Here is a 20,496-nt window from a genome sequence, read left to right on the forward strand (position 1 = left end):
ATAAGGAAGATTTATCATGAACAGAACTGACATAACGAATATAATCACCGTTTTAATCATGGCTTATGGTTATTCAAATGACAACAATGTGATTTATATGATTGGGATTTTTGCTTTAAGTGGAGCAGTGACAAATACACTTGCAATTCATATGTTGTTTGAAAAAGTTCCTTTTTTATATGGAAGTGGAGTAATAGAAAGTAAATTTTCTACTTTTAAACAATCAATTCATAATCTTTTGATGAACCAATTTTTTACACCTGAAAACCTTACAAAATTTTTTCAAGAAGAAGTATCTAGTGCAAAAAAAACAATAGACTTTGAAAAAATCTTAAATAAAACAGATTTTTCACCAGCATATGAATCTTTAAAAGAATCTGTTATGCAGTCATCTTTTGGTGGAATGTTAGGTATGTTTGGAGGAGAGGCTGCATTAGAGCCTTTAAGAGAACCTTTTACAAAAAAACTTCAAGCTTCAATAATCTCAATAACTGCTAGTGATACTTTTCAAGAAGTAGTAAATGAAGCTTTAAAATCAGAAGATTTAAGTGCTGATATATATGAAAAACTAAGCAAAATAGTAAATGCAAGACTTGAAGAGCTTACTCCTAAAATGGTAAAAGAGTTAGTTCAAAATTTAATCAAAGAACATTTAGGTTGGTTAGTTATTTGGGGAGCCGTTTTTGGTGGACTAATTGGATTGGTTAGTGCCTTAGTTGCTTAAAATGTGAGGATTTATTTTAATCCTCACGAATAGTAAGTAAAATGTTCTTTTTGCTTTTCTTCTTTAAATTCTAAAGCATTTTTATATGCTTCTATATCTTTTTCTAAACTTTGTTTCTCTTCTTCAAGTTTTTTTATTTTTAAATTAAGAGTTTCAATCTCATTGTGTAATATTTCATTTCTTTTTTTTAAGATTAGAGCTTCATTTTTATATTTTTCTGCTTCTTCCATAGAAAGTTTACTCAATAATTCATAGTTCATTTTAAATCCTTTGAAATGAAATTAATAATATATATCTTATTATAAAGAATATTATTTAAATATAATTTTACATTAAATTTATAATTTTTGCTAATGTTTATTACAATCAATAACAAAACTTTTATATGTTAGAATTATCCAAAAATTTTTTGGGGATATTTATGGATGGAATAGAAGTATTAGTTTTACTTGATGTTGGTGGATTGGAAGATAAAGAAAAGTTTGAAAAACATGTAAAAAAAGAGGGCTTTAAACCAGTTGAAGGTGAAGATTTTGTTTATACAGCTCACTCTAAAACTACAACATTTTCTACAAAAGCATATATTTTAGAAATTTTTAAAAAAGGGCTTCAAAAAAATAAATTTAATGATGCAAATTTGATTTTTTTATTAAATGAAACACCTTATCCTACATATTATTATGATAAAGAAACAAATGATTTTGAGTTAGTACAAGTAGAAAAATAGTGAAAAATATTTATGAATTTTTAAAAAATTTAAAAGATGAAAAACGACTAAAAGAGTGCCAACTTTTAATTGTAAATGATGATAGACAAGCTCAAATAGCTTCTGATATAGTTTCTTACTTAGGATTTAAACCTTTTTTATTAGCTGATTTTAGAGCAAATTTTGGAGATGATTTACTCTCTTTTAGTGAAGAATTACATGAAATAACTAAAACTTTAGGTGATTATTATTCATATAAAAAACAAGATAAAATATTAATTTCTCCAATACGAACTATCTCTTATCCTCTTCCAAAAGAAAAATGTTTTGAAAGTTTTACAATAAATTTTGCAGATACTTTACATTTAGAAGAATTAAAATCAAAACTTTACAATTGGGGATATTATTTTGTAGATATTGTAACAAGTGAAGCAGAAGTATCAATTCGTGGTGATATTATTGATATTTGTCCACTTGGAAGTGATTTTGGATATCGGGTGAGTTTATTTGATGATGAAGTTGAAAGTATCCGAAAATTTGATATTGAAGACCAAAAATCTTCAAAAGAGGAAATAGAGAGTTTTTCTATAAATCCTGCATTTTTAGCACTTGATGAAGCATCTTTTGAAGAGATAAATGAACAAGTTCAAACAGTATCAAGTGATGCTTTTATAAAAGATATTCACTCTTTAGGATTTTGGTATTTAAATGATTTAGGTGAATATTTACCTCAAAATTTAAGTTCATTTATCACTCAAGAAGCTTTAGAAGAGTTAGATGAAGTTTATGTTTTTGAAGAAAAAAGAATAAATAAAGATAAATTTTTATTAACTTCACAAATTTATAATAGTAAAAAGTATCAAGAGATAAATCCAGCAAATGTAAAAGAATTTATCTCTTTTCATAAAGATAAAAAAATCACTATTATTTCAGGAACTGAAGCCAAAGTAAAAGGTTATGATTTAGATTTAAGTGATAAAAATATTAAGTATATTTTTGATAATCAAATTATAAATCTTGTAAGTGATGAAGAAGTAATAATTTCTTTAAATAAAGAGATAAAAAAACGAAGAAAGAAAAAAGTAAAACTTGTACTTGATGAACTTCAATACAATGATTTTGTGGTTCATGAAAAACATGGTATTGGTCAATACAAAGGAATTGAACCTGTTACTGTAATGGGTGCAAAAAGAGATTTTGTTATTGTTCAATATCAAGGTGAAGATAAACTTTTAATTCCTGTTGAAAATATTGATTTAATAGATAGATATGTTGCTGATGGAAACTCTTATGCAGTTGTTGATAAACTTGGTAAGGGAAGCTTTGCAAAACTAAAAGAGAAAGTCAAAGATAGACTTTTTGCAATTGCAAATGATATTATAAAACTAGCAGCTGCAAGAGAACTTGTAAATGGTATAAAAATCAATACAGATAAAAAAATTCTTGAAGATTTTCCAAAAAGTGCTGGATTTGAATATACAAAAGACCAAAAAAGAAGTATCAAAGAGATTTTTGATGATTTAAGTAGTGGTCGAGTTATGGATAGACTTCTTTCAGGTGATGTTGGTTTTGGAAAAACAGAAGTTGCTATGAATGCATTATTAGCAGTTATTTTAGATGGTTATCAAGCAATATTTGTATGTCCTACAACACTTCTTGCAACGCAACACTATCATAGTATTCAAAAAAGACTTGATAGTTTTGGAATAAGAGTTGCTAAACTTGATGGAAAAACAACAGTCAAAGAGAAAACAAGTATTAAAAAAGGTTTAGAAAATGGTGATATAAAACTTGTTATTGGAACTCACTCTTTACTTGATATAAAAACTTCTAATTTAGCTTTAGTTATCATCGATGAAGAGCATAAATTTGGTGTAAAACAAAAAGAAAAATTAAAACATTTAAGAGAAGATGTACATATTTTTTCTATGAGTGCAACTCCAATCCCAAGAACTCTAAATCTAGCTTTATCAAAACTAAAAGGTATGAGTTCACTTCTAACACCTCCAAGTGAAAGACTAGGTGTTAGAACTTATGTAAAAGAGTATAGTGAAAAACTAATCAAAGAGATAATCTTAAGAGAAAAAAGAAGAGGTGGACAACTATTTTATGTTCACAATAATATAGCTTCAATTGAAGCAAAAAAAGCTGATATTGAAGCTATTGCTCCAAATATCAAAATAGATATTATTCACTCTCAAATAAAACCTGAAAATGCTGAAAAAATTATCGAAGCCTTTGAAAATAAAGAGTTCGATATTTTACTTGCAACTTCAATAGTTGAATCAGGAATCCATTTGCCAAATGCAAATTCAATCATAATTGATGGTGCAGATAGATTTGGAATAGCTGATTTACATCAGCTTAGAGGAAGAGTTGGACGAAGTAATAAAGAAGGATATTGTTACTACATAGTTGATGATAAAAAATCAATAACAGATGATGCTGTAAAAAGACTTGTTGCCCTTGAATCAAATTCATATTTAGGAAGTGGAACAGCCTTAGCTCACCAAGATTTAGAAATCAGAGGTGGTGGAAATATCATAGGCGAAGCTCAAAGTGGACATATAAAACAAATAGGATATGGTTTATATTTAAAAATGTTAGAAGATGCACTTGCTAGTCTTAGTGGAGATGATAAACCAGAAAAAAAATCTGTTGATATTAAGTTAGCAATTTCTGCATATATTAGTGATGATTATATTCATGAAGATAGAGTGAGACTTGAACTTTATAGAAGACTAAGTAAGGCTATTGATATTCAAGAGGTTTATAGTATCGAAGAAGAAATGGAAGATAGATTTGGAAAACCAGATGTTGTAACAAAACAGTTTATAGAGTTAATTATTATAAAAATCTTAGCTTTAAAACTTGGAATTCAAACTATTAGTTCGTATGAAATGAATATCACATTTACAAAATCTGATGATACAAAAGAGAGTATAAAATCACCAAGTAAAGATGATGACGATATTATAAATACAACTTTGAAGTATTTGAGAAAGTAAAAAGGGAATCATTGAATTTACAATTTAAAGAACTACAAAAAGAAGATATAAAAGAAGTTATTGTTTTAATAAATCAAGCTTATAGAGCAGAAAAAAAAGATAATGCTTGGACTACTGAATCTCATTTACTAAGTGGAATTAGAGTAAATGAGAATATGATGAAAGAGATTTTAGAAGAAAAAAATACTAAAACATATATTGCAAAAATTGAAAATAAAATAGTTGGAACTATTCAAGCCAAACTTGAAGGTGAAAGTATTCACATTGGACTATTTGCAGTTGATACAAAATCTCAAGCAAGTGGAATAGGAAAAAAACTTTTAGAATTTGCAGAAAATAGCTCATCTAAACTTTGGGAAAAATCTACTTTTATAATGGAAGTAATATCTACAAGAACAGAACTAATGCAATATTATATAAGAAGAGGATATTTAAATACAAATAGTTTCATAGAGTTCCCAAAATCAGAGTATTGGAAAGAAAATACAAATGAAAAACTTAAACTTTTAGTATTGAAAAAAATTATTCAGAAGTAATTTAATTTATATAAAGTTAGAGATTTTAATAAATTTTATTTAAATCTCTAAGTTAAAATATTTAACAACACTCCAACTCACAAACACTTAAAGCTTTCATTCCTTTTTCGTCATTTGCTTTTTCAAAAAGTTCATCAAGATAAAAAGAATTTGAACATACAAGATATAAAACAGCCTCTTTTTCATCATCTTTTGGGTCTCTTGTAAAATATGCTTTTGGAATCATTGGAACTATTTTTTTCCAATAGATATTCATATTTTTTGGGTTTTCTAATACCCTAAGCATATTATCAATCACACAACAAGCATTTTCAAAACAATTTATATTTTTAAAGCTTATATACCTTTCATCTATTCTGATATCATTATTTGACATAAAAAATCCCCCTACAATTATTTTATATACAATTTTACTTTTATTAAAAAAATTCCCTATGTTATAATGTGAAGAATTAGTGACATTTTACGAAAATAAAGGTAAATATGACAGAATTATCAACTGTTACATTTCATTATGTATTAAAAGCTTTAGAAAAAATAACAAATATTTCAATAGGAAATATGTTAGAACAAGTTAATTTATCTATGGATGATTTAACTAAAATAGATGGAAAAATAGATAGTAAAAATTTATCTTGCATATTTAAATATTGTATGAAAAAATCAAATAATAAAGCATTAGCTTTACATATTGGACAAGCTGTTTCTTATCAATCATTAGGATTATTAGGATATTTACTTTTAAATACAAATAATTTAAAAGAGATGATTGAAAAGTTTAACGCTTATCAAAAACTAATTAGTGGATATTTTAAATTTCATTTTTTTGAAGATGAGGTTTATTATAAATTAGCAATTTATATAAATGAAAATCCAATGATTCCAGTTCCTAGTTTTCATGCGCAAGTTCATTTATCTTCGATAGTTTCAATTTTAACTCAGATTTTAGGAGAAAAGGTATTTCCAGAATTTACATATTTTTCACAAAGTATTGATGAAAATGTAAATGAATATAAAGAAATCTTTGGAGAAAATATATTTTTTAGTAAAGATGAAAATGCAATATTTTTTAAAAAAAATAATTTGGATATTCCTGTTAAAAATTCAAACTCTTCAATGCTTGAATATTTTGAAAATGAAGCAAAAAAGATTTTAGATGAGCAAGAGTTAAAATCTTGGTATTCAAAAGTTGAAAAAGAGATTTTTAAGAATATTGGAGAAAAAGAGATAACTATAAATTTAATCTCATCAAATTTGGGAACAACTCCAAGAACTTTACAAAACTATCTAAAAGCTGAAAATAAAACTTTTAGAGATGCATTAAATAAAATCAGACAAAAATTAGCTGAACATTATATACATAATACAAAAATGGATTTATCAAATATCTCTTTTATGTTGGGGTATAGTGAACCTAGCTCATTTTTTAGAGCATACAAAAAATGGAATAAAAAAACACCAAAAGAAAAAAAATAAAAAAAGAGAAAGAAAGCACACTTTCTCTTTTTTTAATTAGGAAGAGCTTGAACGAGTTAAAGTAGTTTATATCTATAAAAATGCCCTTAATAATAAACTATTAAAAATTTATTATTTGGAATTATACTAAATAGAAGTGTATAAAAAGTGTCTATTATTGATTTATTTCAATTTCACATACAATTTGTGCATGATCACTTTTTAAAAGTGAGCCATTTTGATTTTTTTGTAAATGTTCATCAAAAATTTCATAAGATGTAATTTTCCCTATATGAAATTTATTGTTTTTATTAAAGTGCTTAGAAACAAATATATAATCTAAAACATTTCCTTTTCCAGCAAAATAACTTGTTGGAGTTCTTTTTACACCTTTAAACTCAGGATGGGGATTTATTACTTTTATTTTATGTAGATGATAAGCATCTAAAAGTAAAAAATCATCTTTTTTTAGATTTTCCTCATGATATTTTTTATTTGTTAAAGCATCAATTGTTAAAGAAAATTCTTTATCATTTAAATCACATACTAAAATAGAAGGATTTCTATTTGTTTTTATATCTGAGTATAAAGAACTTGCTTCACAAAGTCTTTGTTTTAAAGATAAAGAGTAGTTATTTTTTAAAGCAACTTCAACTTTTTTTAGTTTATCTTCTAATTTATCAGTTTTTGTAAAAATATATTCAAATTCATTTTCTCTATTTGATTTTAAATGACAAACGTAAAAATTTATCTCTTTTTGATTTGGTAAAATAATAGTAGCTTTTATTGGTTCTCTTGCAAATCTGAAAAAGCCTTCAATATTATGTTTTTTTAATGTTGAAAAATCTGTTTCAACTTTTTTTAAATTTTTAATAGGAAATTTTGAAGCAAGAGCAACAGTTGTACTTATATAAATCAAGTCGTTCTTTTTATCAATTTTTGCTTTATCAATAGTTTTAAAGTATTTAAAACCTAATTCTAATAATAACTCTTTTAAAGCATTTTTGGAAAAAACTTCTTGAAAACCAATAATATCACAGTTCATAACATGAATTTGTTTTTTTATCCAAGCTGTTTTTTCTTCCCACTCTTTATCTGTAAATTTCTCTTTTTTTGTATACCAAGAAAAAGGAGGTTCAACAAACTGAAAAAGATTAAATGTTCCTATTCTTATTTTCATTTATCTTCATTATAGTGAATTGAATTTCTACCTTGTTTTTTTGCTATATAAAGGTTATCATCAGCTTCTTTATAAAGTTTATCACTATTTTCTATATTTATTGCATATTTTGAAACTAATCCAATAGAAATAGTTAAGTGTTTTGAGATAGTACTTGATTTGTGTTCAATTTTAAGCTCTTCAATATCATTTCTTATAACTTCAGCAAATTCAATAGCTTTTTCTTTTTCTAAAGTAGTTATTATTGCAAACTCTTCTCCACCTAATCTAAATGCAAAATCACTTGCTCTATTTGTTCTATTTTTTAAAACTGATGCAACTTTTTCTAATATAACATCTCCTTGTTGATGACCATAAGTATCATTATATTGTTTGAAATAATCAACATCAATGATGAGTAAAGATAGATAATTTTTTTCTCTTTTTGCTCTATTCATCTCTTCAAGGATTTTAGTATTAAAAAATCTTCTATTATAAAGATGAGTTAATTCATCAGTAATAGAGAGTTGTTCGATATATTTTTTGTTTGTAATATTTGATCTAATTGCTGTAAAACCACGAATTTCTTTGTTTTTTATAACAGGTTTTATAATTGCATAAACCCAATAATCATTTCCAGATTTATTTTTATTTTTTATTTCACCGTTCCAACTCTTTCCACTTAACAAAGTATTCCACATCTCTTCATAAAATTCATTTGGTGTATCTGGATGTCTTACTATATTATGGCTTTTCCCAATTAACTCTTTTCTTGAAAAACCTGAAATATCACAAAAAGCTTCACTTACATCTGTAATAATTCCTTCTTTTGTTGTTGAAGAAATAATTACATTTTGATTTACAATTTGGATGTAATCTTGAAGTCTTTTTTCTACTTTATTTTTATTTTCTAAAATACTATTTAAATTATTTGCAAGAAGTATAAATTCTTTGTATGTTAAATCATTTGTATTTATTTTTTCATTGTTTTTTGAAGCTTTTTTGAAAGAATAAATAAGCGTATCTATATTGTTATTAATATATTTTGATATTTTTTCTGAAATAAAATAGATAGAAATTAGAATTAAAATAAAAATTACTAGAATAGATTTTATTTGATAATTAATTGTTTGATTAAATACTTCTTCTTTTCTATTTAATTCTTTTTGAACTTCATCTAAATAAACTCCACAGCCAATAATCCAATCATATTTTTCATATTTTTTTACAAATGATACTTTATCAAATTCTTCAACTGTATTTAACTTTTTAAATTTATATGAAAAAAAACCTTCATTATGATTTATTGCTTCAATTTGTTGTTTGAAAAGATTAGGATAAGGATGCGCTTTTGGATTATCTACTTTTTTACCTTCAAAAACTAAAGTTTTACCATCTGTTGAATTTACAAAAATATAACCACTATTTTCAAATCTTAGTGAAGCTATCCAATCAAGAAGTTCATCCTGATTTTTTTTTCTTAATTCTTCAAACTCTTCTGCTGATAATTTTTCTTTTGATTTATTTAATAAACTCTCTCTATATTCAATTAGTTTATAAACAGTTAATACTTCTTGTTTTATTTCTCTTTTTTTTAATTCAGTTAATTCATTTTTGATATGTAGGCTGTCATTCTCAAAATTATTGTATTGATAAAGAATTGATATTAAAAAAGCTAATAAAGCTGATGTAAAGGCAGTAATAAAGATAAATCTTCTTATAAATTTTGATAATTTCACGTACTATTATTCTTTTATTTTTTTTATGTGTATTCTATCTAAAGTTACATTATTTTCTGATATTAGAATTTTTTATTATTCATTAAAAAATCGTTAAGATAAAATTTAAAAATGGTTAAATTCACTCTGTCATAATTTCATATATCAAATATAAAGGATTTAAAATGAAAATTAAAAATAAGATAGTTTCAGGATTAGTGATAGCTTCACTTTTTACAGGTGGATTATATGCAGCAAATGGTGAAATGAGTAAAAAAGATGATATGAGAAAAGGTGATTTTAAATGTATGATGGAAAAAGGTAAATTTTCTAAAAATGGACTAAGAGGTGAAAATCATATTTTTGGAATATTTAAAGAGCTAAACTTAACAGCAGATCAAGAAAATCAAATCAAAAAAATCATTGAAAATAGTAGAAAAAATGATAAAACTTTTGACGAAGCATTTACAAAAGAAGGTTTTGATAAAGCTAAATATATTCAGATTATGAGTGAAAAAAGAGATAATATGTTAAAATCTCAAGCAGATGTAATTGAAAAATCATATGCTGTATTAAGTGATAAACAAAAAGAACAATTAAAAGTTCTAATGGATTTAAGAAAAGAAAAAATGGAACAAAGATTCCAAGATAGAATTAAAGGGTAAATTTTGATACCTAAGTTCAAATCATAAATGCATAATTTCTGAAGAAAAGGTGTAAGTGGGGTTAACAAATATTTTGTTATCCTTATTTCGCCAAAAACAGGAAAAATATTTATGCGAAAATTCACACAGTTAACCCTAAAAGTAAGATATCAAATATCTGCTTACACTAAAGTTGGATACACTCAAATTCAAATAGCAAATACTTTAGGTATTTCACAATCCACTGTTAGTAGAGAGATAAAGAGAAATAGTTCTGAAGGTATTTATAAACCAGAACTTGCTGAACAGTTTAGTTTCTATAGACACAAATATAAATCAAAGCATTTAAAGCTTACTAGAAAAGTAATGAATTACATCAAAGATAAATTAAAATTAGATTGGTCTCCTGAACAAATATCAGGAGTAATGAAATTACAAAAGCTTTCTTATGTATCACATGAAACTATTTATCAATATATCTACAAAAATAAATGCCATGGTGGAAAGTTATATTTAATGCTACGTCATAAAAACAAAAAGTATCACAAGAGAGGAAATGACTATAACTCTAGAGGAATTATTAAAAATAGAGTATCAATTGAGAAAAGACCAAAAGTTGTTGAATACAAAAAAAGAGTTGGTGATTTTGAAATTGATACAGTCATTGGTAAAAACCATATTGGAGCATTAGTTACAATAGTTGATAGAGCAACAAAGTTTACTCTCATCAAAAAAGTTGATTCTAAGAAAGCTGATGTGGTTACACAAGCTTTAATTGATATGCTTTATCCAATAAAAGCAATTACTCATACAATTACTTCTGATAATGGTAAAGAGTTTGCTTATCATGAAGAAGTATCAAAAGCTTTAGATACAAAGTTTTACTTTGCAAATCCATATCATTCATGGGAAAGAGGATTAAATGAACATACAAATGGTTTAATACGTCAGTATTTACCAAAACAAACAGATTTCACTAAAGTCAAAAGAAGAGAAATTAGAGAAATACAAAACAGGTTAAATAACAGACCTAGAAAATCTCTTGGTTACAAAACTCCATCTGAGGTTTTTTATGCTAAAGTTGCAAAAGTTTTAACAGCTTAGTTTGGTGAATTTATGCATTTATCTCTTGAATTGGCGATAAAAATTGCAATGATAGAGGATGATTTAGAATTAGCAGAAGTTCTATGCCAGTATTTAAAGCAATTTAATATGGAAGTTACTAATTTCGAAGAGCCATATTTGGCTCTTTCGGCTTTAAAAATAAACAAATATGATTTGATTATTTTAGATTTAACACTTCCTGGAATGGATGGATTAGATGTTTGTAAAGCAATAGTAAAAGATTTTGATATCCCAATTATCATTTCAAGTGCAAGAAGTGATATCACTGATAAAGTAACAGCACTTAAAATGGGAGCAGATGATTATTTACCAAAACCTTATGATCCAAGAGAATTGGAAGTTAGAATAAAAACTATTTTACGAAGATTTAATCACTCAAATATTCAAGAAGATGAATCGAAAAATAAAATATTTGTACTTAATGAAGAAAAAAAAGAGATTACAAAAAATGGTAAATATATAAAACTAACAGCTGGTGAGTTTGAAGTATTATCACTTTTATTAAAAAGAGAAGGTTTTGTAATAAGTAGAGAAGATATTTTTGAAAATTCAGATATATTAAATCAAGATTATGAAAGTTCTGGTTCTTTGGCAGTTATAATAAATAGAATTAGACATAAAATAGAAGAGAATCCAAAAGAACCACAATATTTACATACAATTAGAGGAATGGGATATAAATTTATACAATGAATAGACAATCAATATTTTTTACAATAGCAGTAAGTTTTATAATATCGATACTTTTAGTAGGTATCAGTTTTTTAATACTTTTAACTCATGATTTTAGGATGAAAGAGGGACGTCTTTTAGATAAATATATGCCTGTTTCAAAAATGGTAAATAGACAAGATTTTAAATTTGATGATATTTTTATAAAAAATTTAACTGAAATGAATTATAGCCTTTTGACAGAAATGTCAGATATAAATAGTATTACATATAATCATAAAACAAAAGTTTTATTTGAAAGAATCCATCCAAAAAGTAATGATGTTTTTAGAATCTTAAATCTAAATGATACGAATTATGTTTATATGAAAAGAAAAGGTGATACAGTTTTAATAAAAGATGAAAATACTATAAACAGCAACAGTCATATTTATATTATTTTAGTATTTACGATTTTATTGATAACTATTATTTTAATTTATTTAATCACTTTACGAAAACTGATGCCCTTGAAAGTATTAAAAGACAAAGTAAAAACTTTAGGTGATGAGAACTTTGATTTTGAGTGCTGTAATCTTAAAGGTAAAGATGAAGTTTCTCTTTTGGCCAATGAATTTAAAAAGTCAGCAGAAAAATTAAAAAGTCTAAAAGAAGCTAGAAATATCTTTATTAGAAATATTATGCATGAATTAAAAACTCCAATAACAAAAGGTAAATTTTTAACTTCATTAGAACAAAATGAACAAAATAATGAAAAATTAAAATCTGTATTTAATCGATTAGAATCATTGATCAATGAATTTGCTTCCATAGAAGAATTGATTTCAAGTTCAAAAAACATAGAGAAAAAATTTTATTTTTTAGATGATATTGTAGATAATGCAAAAGATATTTTAATGATTGAAGATGAGCATATTATTTCAAAATATGAAAATAAAAAATTAGAGGTTAATTTTAAATTATTCTCAATTGCAATTAAGAATTTAATAGATAATGCCGTTAAATATTCACCAAATAAAGAAGTTATTATAAAAAATGAAGATGAAAATATAATCTTTGAAAATGAAGGAAAAGCTTTAGACGAACCATTTGAAAGATACTTTGAACCATTTTTCTCAAATGAAGATAAATCAAAAGACTCTTTTGGTTTAGGATTATATATAGTTCATAATATTTTAAAAGCAAATGGATATATTTTAGAATATGAATATGTTGATGGAATAAATAGATTTGTTTGTAAAAAGGATAAATCATCTACGATATAGCAATTATTGGAGCAGGAGCAAGTGCTTTGATGCTTGCTTCAAATTTAAATAAAAAAAAATATAAAAATATCTGTTTAATTGATACAAGTCTAAAACTTGCTCCTAAAGTAAAAGTAAGTGGTGGAGCAAAATGTAATATCACAAATGAGTTAGTAACATATAAAAACTATTTAGGTGATGAAGAGTTTGTAAAAGAGTTATTAAAAAAATTCTCAAAAGATGATTTGTTAGCTTTTTTAAATAAAAATCAAGTCTTTCCAAAAATTAATCCAAAAATTGTAAAAGGAACATATTTTTGTAATTCTAGTCAAGATGTTATTGATATGTTTACAAAACTCACTACTCATGTAAAAAAATATTTAGGAACAACAGTTTTAGATGTAGATTTTGATGAAGTTTATAAAATAAAAACAGATTCAAAAATAATAGAAGCAAAAAAACTTGTAGTTGCAAGTGGAGGTTTGTCTTATCCAGTTTTAGGAGCTAGTTCTATTGGTTTTGATATTGCAAAAAAATTTGGACACTCTATAATAAAACTTGAACCTGCACTTGTTGGATTTACTGTACAAAAAGAGCAGTTTTGGTTTAAAAATCTTGCAGGTATTTCTACAAATGTTATAACTTCTGTTGAAGGAAAATATTTTGAAGGTTCACTTTTATTTGCACATAAAGGTTGTTCAGGTCCTGTTATTTTGAGTACATCTTTGTATTGGAAAAAAGGAAAAATATTAATCGATTTTTTACCTAAAAAAAGATTAGAAAGTTTTTTAGTTGGAAATAAAAATATCTCTTCTGCTTTACCTCTTCCAAAAAGATTTATCCAAGAATTTTTAAACTCTATTGAACTTGAAGATAAAGCAACTTCAAAATTAACAAGTTTAGAATTAGAAAAATTAAAGTTATTAAAAAATTATGAATTTTCACCTGCTGGTAATTTTGGTTATTCAAAGGCTGAGGTAACAAAAGGTGGAATAAATACAGATGAAATAAATCATAACACTTTTGAAAGCTTAAAACAAAAAAATCTTTATTTTATTGGTGAATGTTTAAATATAACTGGTGAATTAGGTGGCTTTAATTTTCAAATAGCTTTTAGTGAAGCGATTGTTTGTGTAAAACAACTAAATAGTATTTAACGTTATTTTTAGTATATATTTATAGAATTTTAGTTATTATATTTATTAAATCACTGTGTATTGAGGTTTGGTATGTTTTTTGGTAATAAGAATTTGGAAGATAAAATTATTCGTTTAGAAAAAGAGGTTGAAGAATTAAAAAATCAACTAGAAAAAAAAGATTCAGAAATTGCAAAAATTTCAGATATTGAACAAAGTAGTTCTGAAAGAATAAAAGATTTAACAAACAATAATGAAAAATCTATTCAATTATTCAAAGAAATAGCTTCTTTTTCACAAGAAGAAGGTTTAGTTGTTTTTGGTGAAAAAAATGAGCTATTTTTTGCAAACAAATTAGCAAGTTCAAATATCAAAGATTATTCAATTGTTTTAGAAACAGTTCTAAATGGAAGTAATCGTTTGATTATGGAAGATTGTGAAGCAAATATTGAAGTAAAAAATTATGAGAATTATAAAATAGTTTCATTACGAAAAACTTCTATTCATGATAATAAAGATGGTGGTTTATTATCAAGACACAATAAAAATATGACAAAATCATTAGATACAACTCAACAAACTTATTTAAGTTTATTGGATGAATTACAAGAAATGTCAAAAGAATCTAAAGAAACAGCAAATGGTTCAACTGAAGGTTTAAATTTAATTAACGAAATAGTTGTTGATACAAATAATTTACATAAAGAAATAGAAGTTGAAAATGATGTTGTTACTTCATTAGTTACAAAAAGTAAAGATATTGCGCAAGTTATTAATATAATTCAAGAAATTGCATTTCAAACAAATATTTTATCTTTAAATGCAGCAGTTGAAGCAGCAACAGCAGGAGAAGCAGGAAAAGGATTTGCTGTAGTTGCTGCTGAAGTACGAAATCTTGCAACAAGAAGTGCAGATGCTGCAAAACAAATAAAAGATGTAGTTACTTCAATTCAAAATGAAACTGAAAAGATAAAAAGTAGTTCTGAAACTGTATCTGATGTTGTAAATGTTACTAAATCAAGAATTGATATTTTAAGTAAACTAATGAATACTTTCCAAAAAAATTCAAATAGATCAGTTTATGAAGTAGAAAGTATTTCAAATAAAATATTTATAAACCTTGCAAAATTAGACCACGTTATTTATAAAAATAATTTATACCAATTGATTTTTGGTGGAGAACATAACTTTAAACCAGTTGACCATCATAGTTGTAGATTAGGAAAATGGTATGATACAGGTTTAGGAAAAGAACAATTTAGTTATGTTCCATCATATAAAGGATTAGAAAAACATCATCATATTGTTCATCATGAAGCAAATCTTTTAGCAAAAGAGTGTTCAGGACATAGTGTTTCTTGTTCAAAACAATTAATTGAAGATAAAATAGAATTGGTAGAACAAGGAAGTGAACAAGTATTTATCTATTTAGATAAGATTTTAGAAGAAAAAAATGACTTGGTTATGAAAGAAGCCGCAAAAAAATTATTTGAAGGAAAATAAGATGAGTAAAAGATATTCAATAGCAATTATTGATGATGAAACAGAAATTTTAAATGTGCTAAGTAGATTTCTGGCAAGAAATCCAAATTTTTCTGTATCAACATATTCAAATCCTGTTTCAGCTTTGGGTTCTATTGAAACAAATAATTTTGATGTAATCCTTTTGGATATTATGATGCCTCAAATGAATGGATTGGAAGTATTAGAAAAAATCAAAGCAAAAGATGATTCTCAAAAAGTTATCATGATGACTGCATATTCAACATTAGATAAAGTTCTAAAATCTCATAAAGAAGGTGCTACAAACTATGTAATGAAACCTTTTGATTCTTTACAACTTTTAGAAAAAAAGATAATAGAAGTTTTAGAGTCATAATAAATGAATAATAAAAACCTAAAAATTAGGTATTTTTTTTATTTTATACTCTCTTTCTTTTTACTTATATTAACTTTAAATAATTTTGAGGAAAAGAAGTTTGAAGACTCTTTGGAAAATTATAAAAAGTTTGTAAGTAAAGAATATTCAATATATTTTAATAATTATAAAAATAATTCTGAATTAATTTATTTCAATGAATTTATCAAAGAGAAAAAACTTATTGAAATTTTAAAGAATAAAAATAATTTAGATTTAACCCTTTTATCAAATGAAATTTATAAGAATTTTGAAAATAGTTTCATATTTTATAAAACCTTAGGTTTAGAAGAAGCTAGTTTTTACTCTACTACTAATGATTTAATTTTAAGTATGAAAGAAAATTCAAAAGATAATTTTACTTCAAAAACTGTGGAAAATGTAATAAAAAATAAAAAAGAATTATCAAATTATAAATTACAAAATAACAAAATTTTTTTACAATTTTCTAAACCAATTTTTGATGAAAAATTAGAATTTATTGGAGTAATAAATTTAGAGTTTAATTTTGATTTATTGATTAAAGAATTGGAAAAAGAGACAAATCTAAACTATAGAGAAGTAATCTCTGATAATTTTCATTTAAACGAAGATTTTTTCTTTAATATTTCAAAAAATAAAAAAGAAAAATTGTTTTTAGATTTAAATAATAAAAAAGAAATTCTATTTTTTTTAAAAGAGAATCAAACTAAAATACCAATTATTTTTATACCATTATGCAGTTCAGATTTTTATAAAAATAATATCTATTTATTAGCATATGATAAAGATAAAAATAATGAATTAGCACAAATAGATGAATATGTTAATAATTTATTGTTAATCCTAATTTTGGTACTTTTATTCATATTTTTTCTTCTTTTTAGAGCAAATTATTTAAAAATGCAAAGAAATATTTCAAACAAAAAATATCAAGAGTTATTTAATCAAATAGATAATTATATTATCAAAGTTGAAACTGATTTAGATGGAAATATAATTTTTGCAACAAAACCTTTCTACAAATTATCAGGTTATTCAAAAGAAGAAGTTATAGGAAAAAATATAAATATTTTAAAACACTCAGATGTCTCAAAAATATTTTTTGAAAATTTATGGAAAGATTTAAAAATAAGTAAAATTTGGGAAGGTGAAATAAAAAACCAAGATAAGTTTGGAAATTCTTATTGGGTAAAAGCGGTGATTTTTCCAAGATATGATAACAATAATGAAATTGAAGGTTATAGTTCAATTAGAGTTAATATTACAGATACAAAACAACTTGAAAAAATAAATAGATTGTTAAAAGAAGATTTATCAAATAAATTAAATGATATAAAAATTAAAGATAAATCTTTAGTTGATACAACAAAAGTTCAATTAATGTCAAAAATTTTAGATTCTCTTGCTCATCAATGGAAAATCCCAATTTCTAAAATATCTTTTGAGATTCAAAAATTAAATAAAATAAAAAATATTAATTTAGATAAAAATTCATTATTTGATATTGAAAAAAATGTTGAAACTGAATTAAAAAATTTATCAGATATGTTAAATGAAATCAAATATCTTTTTAGTACAAGAAATAGAGAAAAAACAAATCTTTTATCAGTTGTAAGTGAATCAATTTTTAGTTTGAAAGAAGAATTGAAAAATCAAAATATTAAAGTTAAATTTGATATTAAACCAGAAATAAATATGAATATTTCTTTTAATGAATTAAAAAATATTATAATGAATATAATAAAAAATACAATTGAATATTCAAAGTTAAACAGTGAAGATAATGTAACAATATATATAACAGCAATTTTTGAAAATACAGATAAACAAAACGATGTTATAATAAAAATTGAAGATAATATAAAAGGGATAAATAAAAAAAATATTATAAATGAAATTTTAAATTCTGAAGAAAAATATTTTGATACACCTTTATATTTATCAAAACTTTTTATAGAAAAAAACAAAGGTTTATTTTGGTGTAATAACAATGAATATTACACAATTTATTACATAAAATTAGATAAAGAAGAAAATTAAAATGAAAATCTCTTTTTATATAAAACTTTTTTTAGCCTTCATTGTTTTTGCAGTTTTATTACTGGGATTTTCGAGTTTTGCATTTAATAACTTTTATAAATATCATAATGAAAAAAAAGATAAAAAAGAAACAATTAATATATTAAATCAAGAAGAGAAATTTTTCAATTATTATTTAGAAAGTTATGACGAAAAAATAGCTTTGATGCAAAGTAATATTGCTAAAGCAAAAAATAAAGAAGAAATAATAGAGTTTGTTGAAAATAGTGTTTTTAACGATGAAAATATTTACACTTTTAAAATAATAGGATTAGATTCAAAAGAAAAATTCCGAATTGAAAAGATTTCTGATGGCATCAAAGTTATAAATGAAGAGAAATTAAAAAGTATTTTTACAAAAAAATATTTTAAAGATATGAGAGTTTTAAAACCAAAAGAGATTCTTCATTACAACTCAAATTTAGAAAATATTTCACAAATAGATTTTATTCTAAGAAATGAGAATAATTTTTATGTTTTTAAAATAAATTTTGCCCAAGTTTTTAATAAAATCGAAAATGATTTTTTGAAAAAAACATCAATAATAAATCCTAGTGATTCTTCAATAAATAAAAATCTAAATTTAAGAAATAATATCATTTCAAAAAAAATTTATCTCAATGATAATCAATATTTTGAGTTTATAATTAAAAATGAAGATTTTACTAACGATTATATTAAAGATTATTATAAATCAATAATTATAGTTGGATTTTGTATAGCTTTATTTTTATCTTTATTATTTTCAGGTCCAATTGCAAAGTTAAATACAGAAGTTGAAGAAAAAAATAAAAAATTAGATTTAAGTATCAAAAAGAATTTTTTAGAATTAAATGAAAATCAAAAAGTAATAGATAAACATATTATGTTTGTACGACTTACAAAAGATAATATTATAATTGATGCAAGTTATGCATTTTGTTATTTTTTAGGTTATTCAAAAGGTGAATTAATAGGTTATAACTACAATATCTTAATTCATAAAGATATGAAAAAAAAGGAACAAAAAAGAATTTGGAAACAGATAAAAAGTGGTCAATCTTATGTCGGAGAAATAAAAGGAAGTAAAAAAGATTCTGAAGCATTTTGGATTGATTTATTTGTTGAAGGAATATTTGAAAATAAAAAACTTGTAGGATATACAGTAATTTGTACGGATATTACAAATAAAAAGAAAATTGAAGAATTGTATGTAGATTTAAATAAGCAAGTTGAACAATATAATGCAATTTTTGAGAATGTAAATAGTGGAATCTCTTTAATTGATTCAACTGGAAATTTTGTGAAGTTAAATGGTAATTTTAGTAAATTTTTAGGATATAACAGTAAAGAACTTTTGAGTATGAACTGTACAGATATTATAACTGAAGATTCAAGAAAAATTTTACAGAAGATTTTACAAGAAGTAAGAGAAATAGGAAATATTTCCAATTTAGAAAAAATTTTTGTAAGAAAAAATGGTACATTTATTCATCTTGAGTTGTCTTTGAGTATTTTGTCTTCTGATAAAGAACATCTAGTTTTTGTGGTAAATTCTTTGGAAGATAAAAGAAAGTTACAAGAATTGAATCAAAATCTAGAACAAAGAATAAATCAAGAAGTTGAAAAAAATATCCAAAAAGATAAACTTCATCAACAAGAACAAATAAAAAATGCAAAATTAACTTCAATTGGTTCATTAGCAGCTGGAATAGCTCACGAAATAAATACTCCTTTAACATATATAAAAGGAAATCTTGAACTTATGTATTATGATATTTTAGATTTACCTGAAGATGAAATTAGAAATAGAATGAAATATGATAGTGAGAAAATGAAAGAAGGAATAAATCGAATTGCAAATATAGTTGAATCAATGAGAGAAATGTCACAAAGTAGCAAAGAGATAAAAGAACGTACTAATATTTATGGTACATTGATTACTTCATTAACAATGGCATATAATCGTTCAAGACAAGTTTGTAAAATATATTTAAATGAAAAACTTTTTGATATAGATTCTATAAATAAAAATGAATTTGTATTTTGTAGTAAAGTTCAAAAACAAAGAATTGAACAAGTTTGGATAATAGTTATTAATAATGCATTAGATGAATTAATAAAAGTCGAAGATTATGAAAAAAGAGTCTTAAATATCTTACTATTTGAGGAAAACGAACAAATAATTATAAAGTTCAAAGATAGTGCAGGTGGAATAAAAGAAGAAATTATAAATGATATTTTTGAACCATTTGTTTCTTCAAAAGAACATAGTGGAATGGGTGTTGGATTAAATATAGCAAAAAAAATAATTGATGAACAAGAAGGAATTATAAAAGCTTATAATGAAGAAAATGGTGCTGTATTTGAAATAAGATTAAAAAAATGTGAAGAAGAATAAAAGTTTATTT

18 protein-coding genes are annotated in these 20,496 nt (G+C 24.1%); 14 read left to right on the forward strand and 4 right to left on the reverse strand.

Going from position 1 to position 20,496, the window contains the following annotated elements:
• Positions 1 to 16 precede the first annotated feature (16 nt).
• Entirely contained in the window at positions 17 to 724 is a 708-nt protein-coding gene (locus ABLL_RS02770) for a DUF445 family protein (protein WP_014473260.1), read from the forward strand.
• Positions 725 to 747: 23 nt separating this feature from the next.
• On the opposite strand, the gene ABLL_RS02775 is transcribed toward ABLL_RS02770, so the two are convergent.
• Positions 748 to 984, reverse strand: coding sequence for a hypothetical protein (locus ABLL_RS02775; RefSeq protein ID WP_014473261.1), 237 nt, complete (start codon positions 982 to 984; stop codon positions 748 to 750).
• Positions 985 to 1,145: 161 nt separating this feature from the next.
• On the opposite strand from ABLL_RS02775, the gene ABLL_RS02780 reads away from it, so the two are divergent.
• From ABLL_RS02780 to ABLL_RS02790, 3 genes are read left to right on the forward strand one after another with little or no spacing between them, the layout of a single operon-like run.
• Positions 1,146 to 1,451 carry a hypothetical protein gene (locus ABLL_RS02780; protein ID WP_014473262.1) on the forward strand — a complete coding sequence of 102 codons (306 nt, stop codon included), beginning with the start codon at positions 1,146 to 1,148 and terminating at the stop codon, positions 1,449 to 1,451.
• On the forward strand, positions 1,451 to 4,438 hold the full coding sequence (gene mfd / locus ABLL_RS02785; protein ID WP_014473263.1) for a transcription-repair coupling factor: 2,988 nt from the start codon (positions 1,451 to 1,453) through the stop codon (positions 4,436 to 4,438). The genes ABLL_RS02780 and mfd overlap by 1 nt, the downstream gene beginning before the upstream one ends.
• Before the next feature lie 11 nt (positions 4,439 to 4,449).
• A complete protein-coding gene (locus tag ABLL_RS02790) occupies positions 4,450 to 4,974 on the forward strand; it encodes a GNAT family N-acetyltransferase (RefSeq protein WP_014473264.1) in 525 nt (174 codons plus the stop codon).
• Positions 4,975 to 5,035: 61 nt separating this feature from the next.
• Here ABLL_RS02790 and cowN read toward each other — a convergent pair whose 3' ends face one another.
• Positions 5,036 to 5,350: a N(2)-fixation sustaining protein CowN gene (gene cowN / locus ABLL_RS02795; RefSeq protein WP_014473265.1), complete on the reverse strand. Its 315-nt coding sequence runs from the start codon at positions 5,348 to 5,350 to the stop codon at positions 5,036 to 5,038.
• Positions 5,351 to 5,457: 107 nt separating this feature from the next.
• Between cowN and ABLL_RS02800 the strand changes: the two genes are divergently transcribed.
• The gene (locus tag ABLL_RS02800) at positions 5,458 to 6,450 is read left to right on the forward strand and encodes an AraC family transcriptional regulator (RefSeq protein WP_014473266.1); all 993 of its coding nucleotides are present in this window, start codon (positions 5,458 to 5,460) and stop codon (positions 6,448 to 6,450) included.
• 154 nt (positions 6,451 to 6,604) lie between these two features.
• On the opposite strand, the gene ABLL_RS02805 is transcribed toward ABLL_RS02800, so the two are convergent.
• Together ABLL_RS02805 and ABLL_RS14880 are read right to left on the reverse strand one after the other, a co-directional pair.
• Positions 6,605 to 7,609: an endonuclease/exonuclease/phosphatase family protein gene (locus ABLL_RS02805; protein WP_014473267.1), complete on the reverse strand. Its 1,005-nt coding sequence runs from the start codon at positions 7,607 to 7,609 to the stop codon at positions 6,605 to 6,607.
• Complete coding sequence (locus ABLL_RS14880; RefSeq protein WP_014473268.1) at positions 7,606 to 9,327, reverse strand: diguanylate cyclase; 1,722 nt, start codon at positions 9,325 to 9,327, stop codon at positions 7,606 to 7,608. The genes ABLL_RS02805 and ABLL_RS14880 overlap by 4 nt, the downstream gene beginning before the upstream one ends.
• Before the next feature lie 164 nt (positions 9,328 to 9,491).
• Here ABLL_RS14880 and ABLL_RS02815 point away from each other — a divergent pair, with 164 nt between their 5' ends.
• The 9 genes from ABLL_RS02815 to ABLL_RS02855 all read left to right on the forward strand — a co-directional run bounded on the left by ABLL_RS02815 (position 9,492) and on the right by ABLL_RS02855 (position 20,486).
• Entirely contained in the window at positions 9,492 to 9,971 is a 480-nt protein-coding gene (locus tag ABLL_RS02815; protein WP_014473269.1) for a Spy/CpxP family protein refolding chaperone, read from the forward strand.
• A 111-nt stretch (positions 9,972 to 10,082) separates the two neighbouring features.
• Positions 10,083 to 11,054 (forward strand): IS30 family transposase, encoded by a 972-nt coding sequence (locus tag ABLL_RS02820; RefSeq protein ID WP_014473003.1) that lies wholly within the window; start codon positions 10,083 to 10,085, stop codon positions 11,052 to 11,054.
• Between the two features lie 12 nt (positions 11,055 to 11,066).
• Complete coding sequence (locus ABLL_RS02825; RefSeq protein WP_014473270.1) at positions 11,067 to 11,768, forward strand: response regulator transcription factor; 702 nt, start codon at positions 11,067 to 11,069, stop codon at positions 11,766 to 11,768.
• Complete coding sequence (locus tag ABLL_RS02830; RefSeq protein ID WP_014473271.1) at positions 11,765 to 13,012, forward strand: ArsS family sensor histidine kinase; 1,248 nt, start codon at positions 11,765 to 11,767, stop codon at positions 13,010 to 13,012. The genes ABLL_RS02825 and ABLL_RS02830 overlap by 4 nt, the downstream gene beginning before the upstream one ends.
• Positions 13,013 to 13,041: 29 nt before the next feature.
• Positions 13,042 to 14,148 carry an aminoacetone oxidase family FAD-binding enzyme gene (locus tag ABLL_RS02835; RefSeq protein WP_014473272.1) on the forward strand — a complete coding sequence of 369 codons (1,107 nt, stop codon included), beginning with the start codon at positions 13,042 to 13,044 and terminating at the stop codon, positions 14,146 to 14,148.
• 72 nt (positions 14,149 to 14,220) lie between these two features.
• Entirely contained in the window at positions 14,221 to 15,630 is a 1,410-nt protein-coding gene (locus ABLL_RS02840) for a methyl-accepting chemotaxis protein (protein WP_014473273.1), read from the forward strand.
• Position 15,631: 1 nt separating this feature from the next.
• A complete protein-coding gene (locus ABLL_RS02845) occupies positions 15,632 to 16,006 on the forward strand; it encodes a response regulator (protein ID WP_014473274.1) in 375 nt (124 codons plus the stop codon).
• Between the two features lie 111 nt (positions 16,007 to 16,117).
• Entirely contained in the window at positions 16,118 to 18,067 is a 1,950-nt protein-coding gene (locus tag ABLL_RS02850) for a PAS domain-containing sensor histidine kinase (protein ID WP_258239364.1), read from the forward strand.
• 1 nt (position 18,068) lies between these two features.
• Positions 18,069 to 20,486: a PAS domain-containing sensor histidine kinase gene (locus ABLL_RS02855; RefSeq protein ID WP_014473276.1), complete on the forward strand. Its 2,418-nt coding sequence runs from the start codon at positions 18,069 to 18,071 to the stop codon at positions 20,484 to 20,486.
• The last annotated feature ends 10 nt before the right edge of the window (positions 20,487 to 20,496 follow it).

It is taken from the genome of Arcobacter sp. L, from assembly GCF_000284235.1.
GTDB classification, from domain to species: domain Bacteria; phylum Campylobacterota; class Campylobacteria; order Campylobacterales; family Arcobacteraceae; genus Aliarcobacter; species Aliarcobacter defluvii.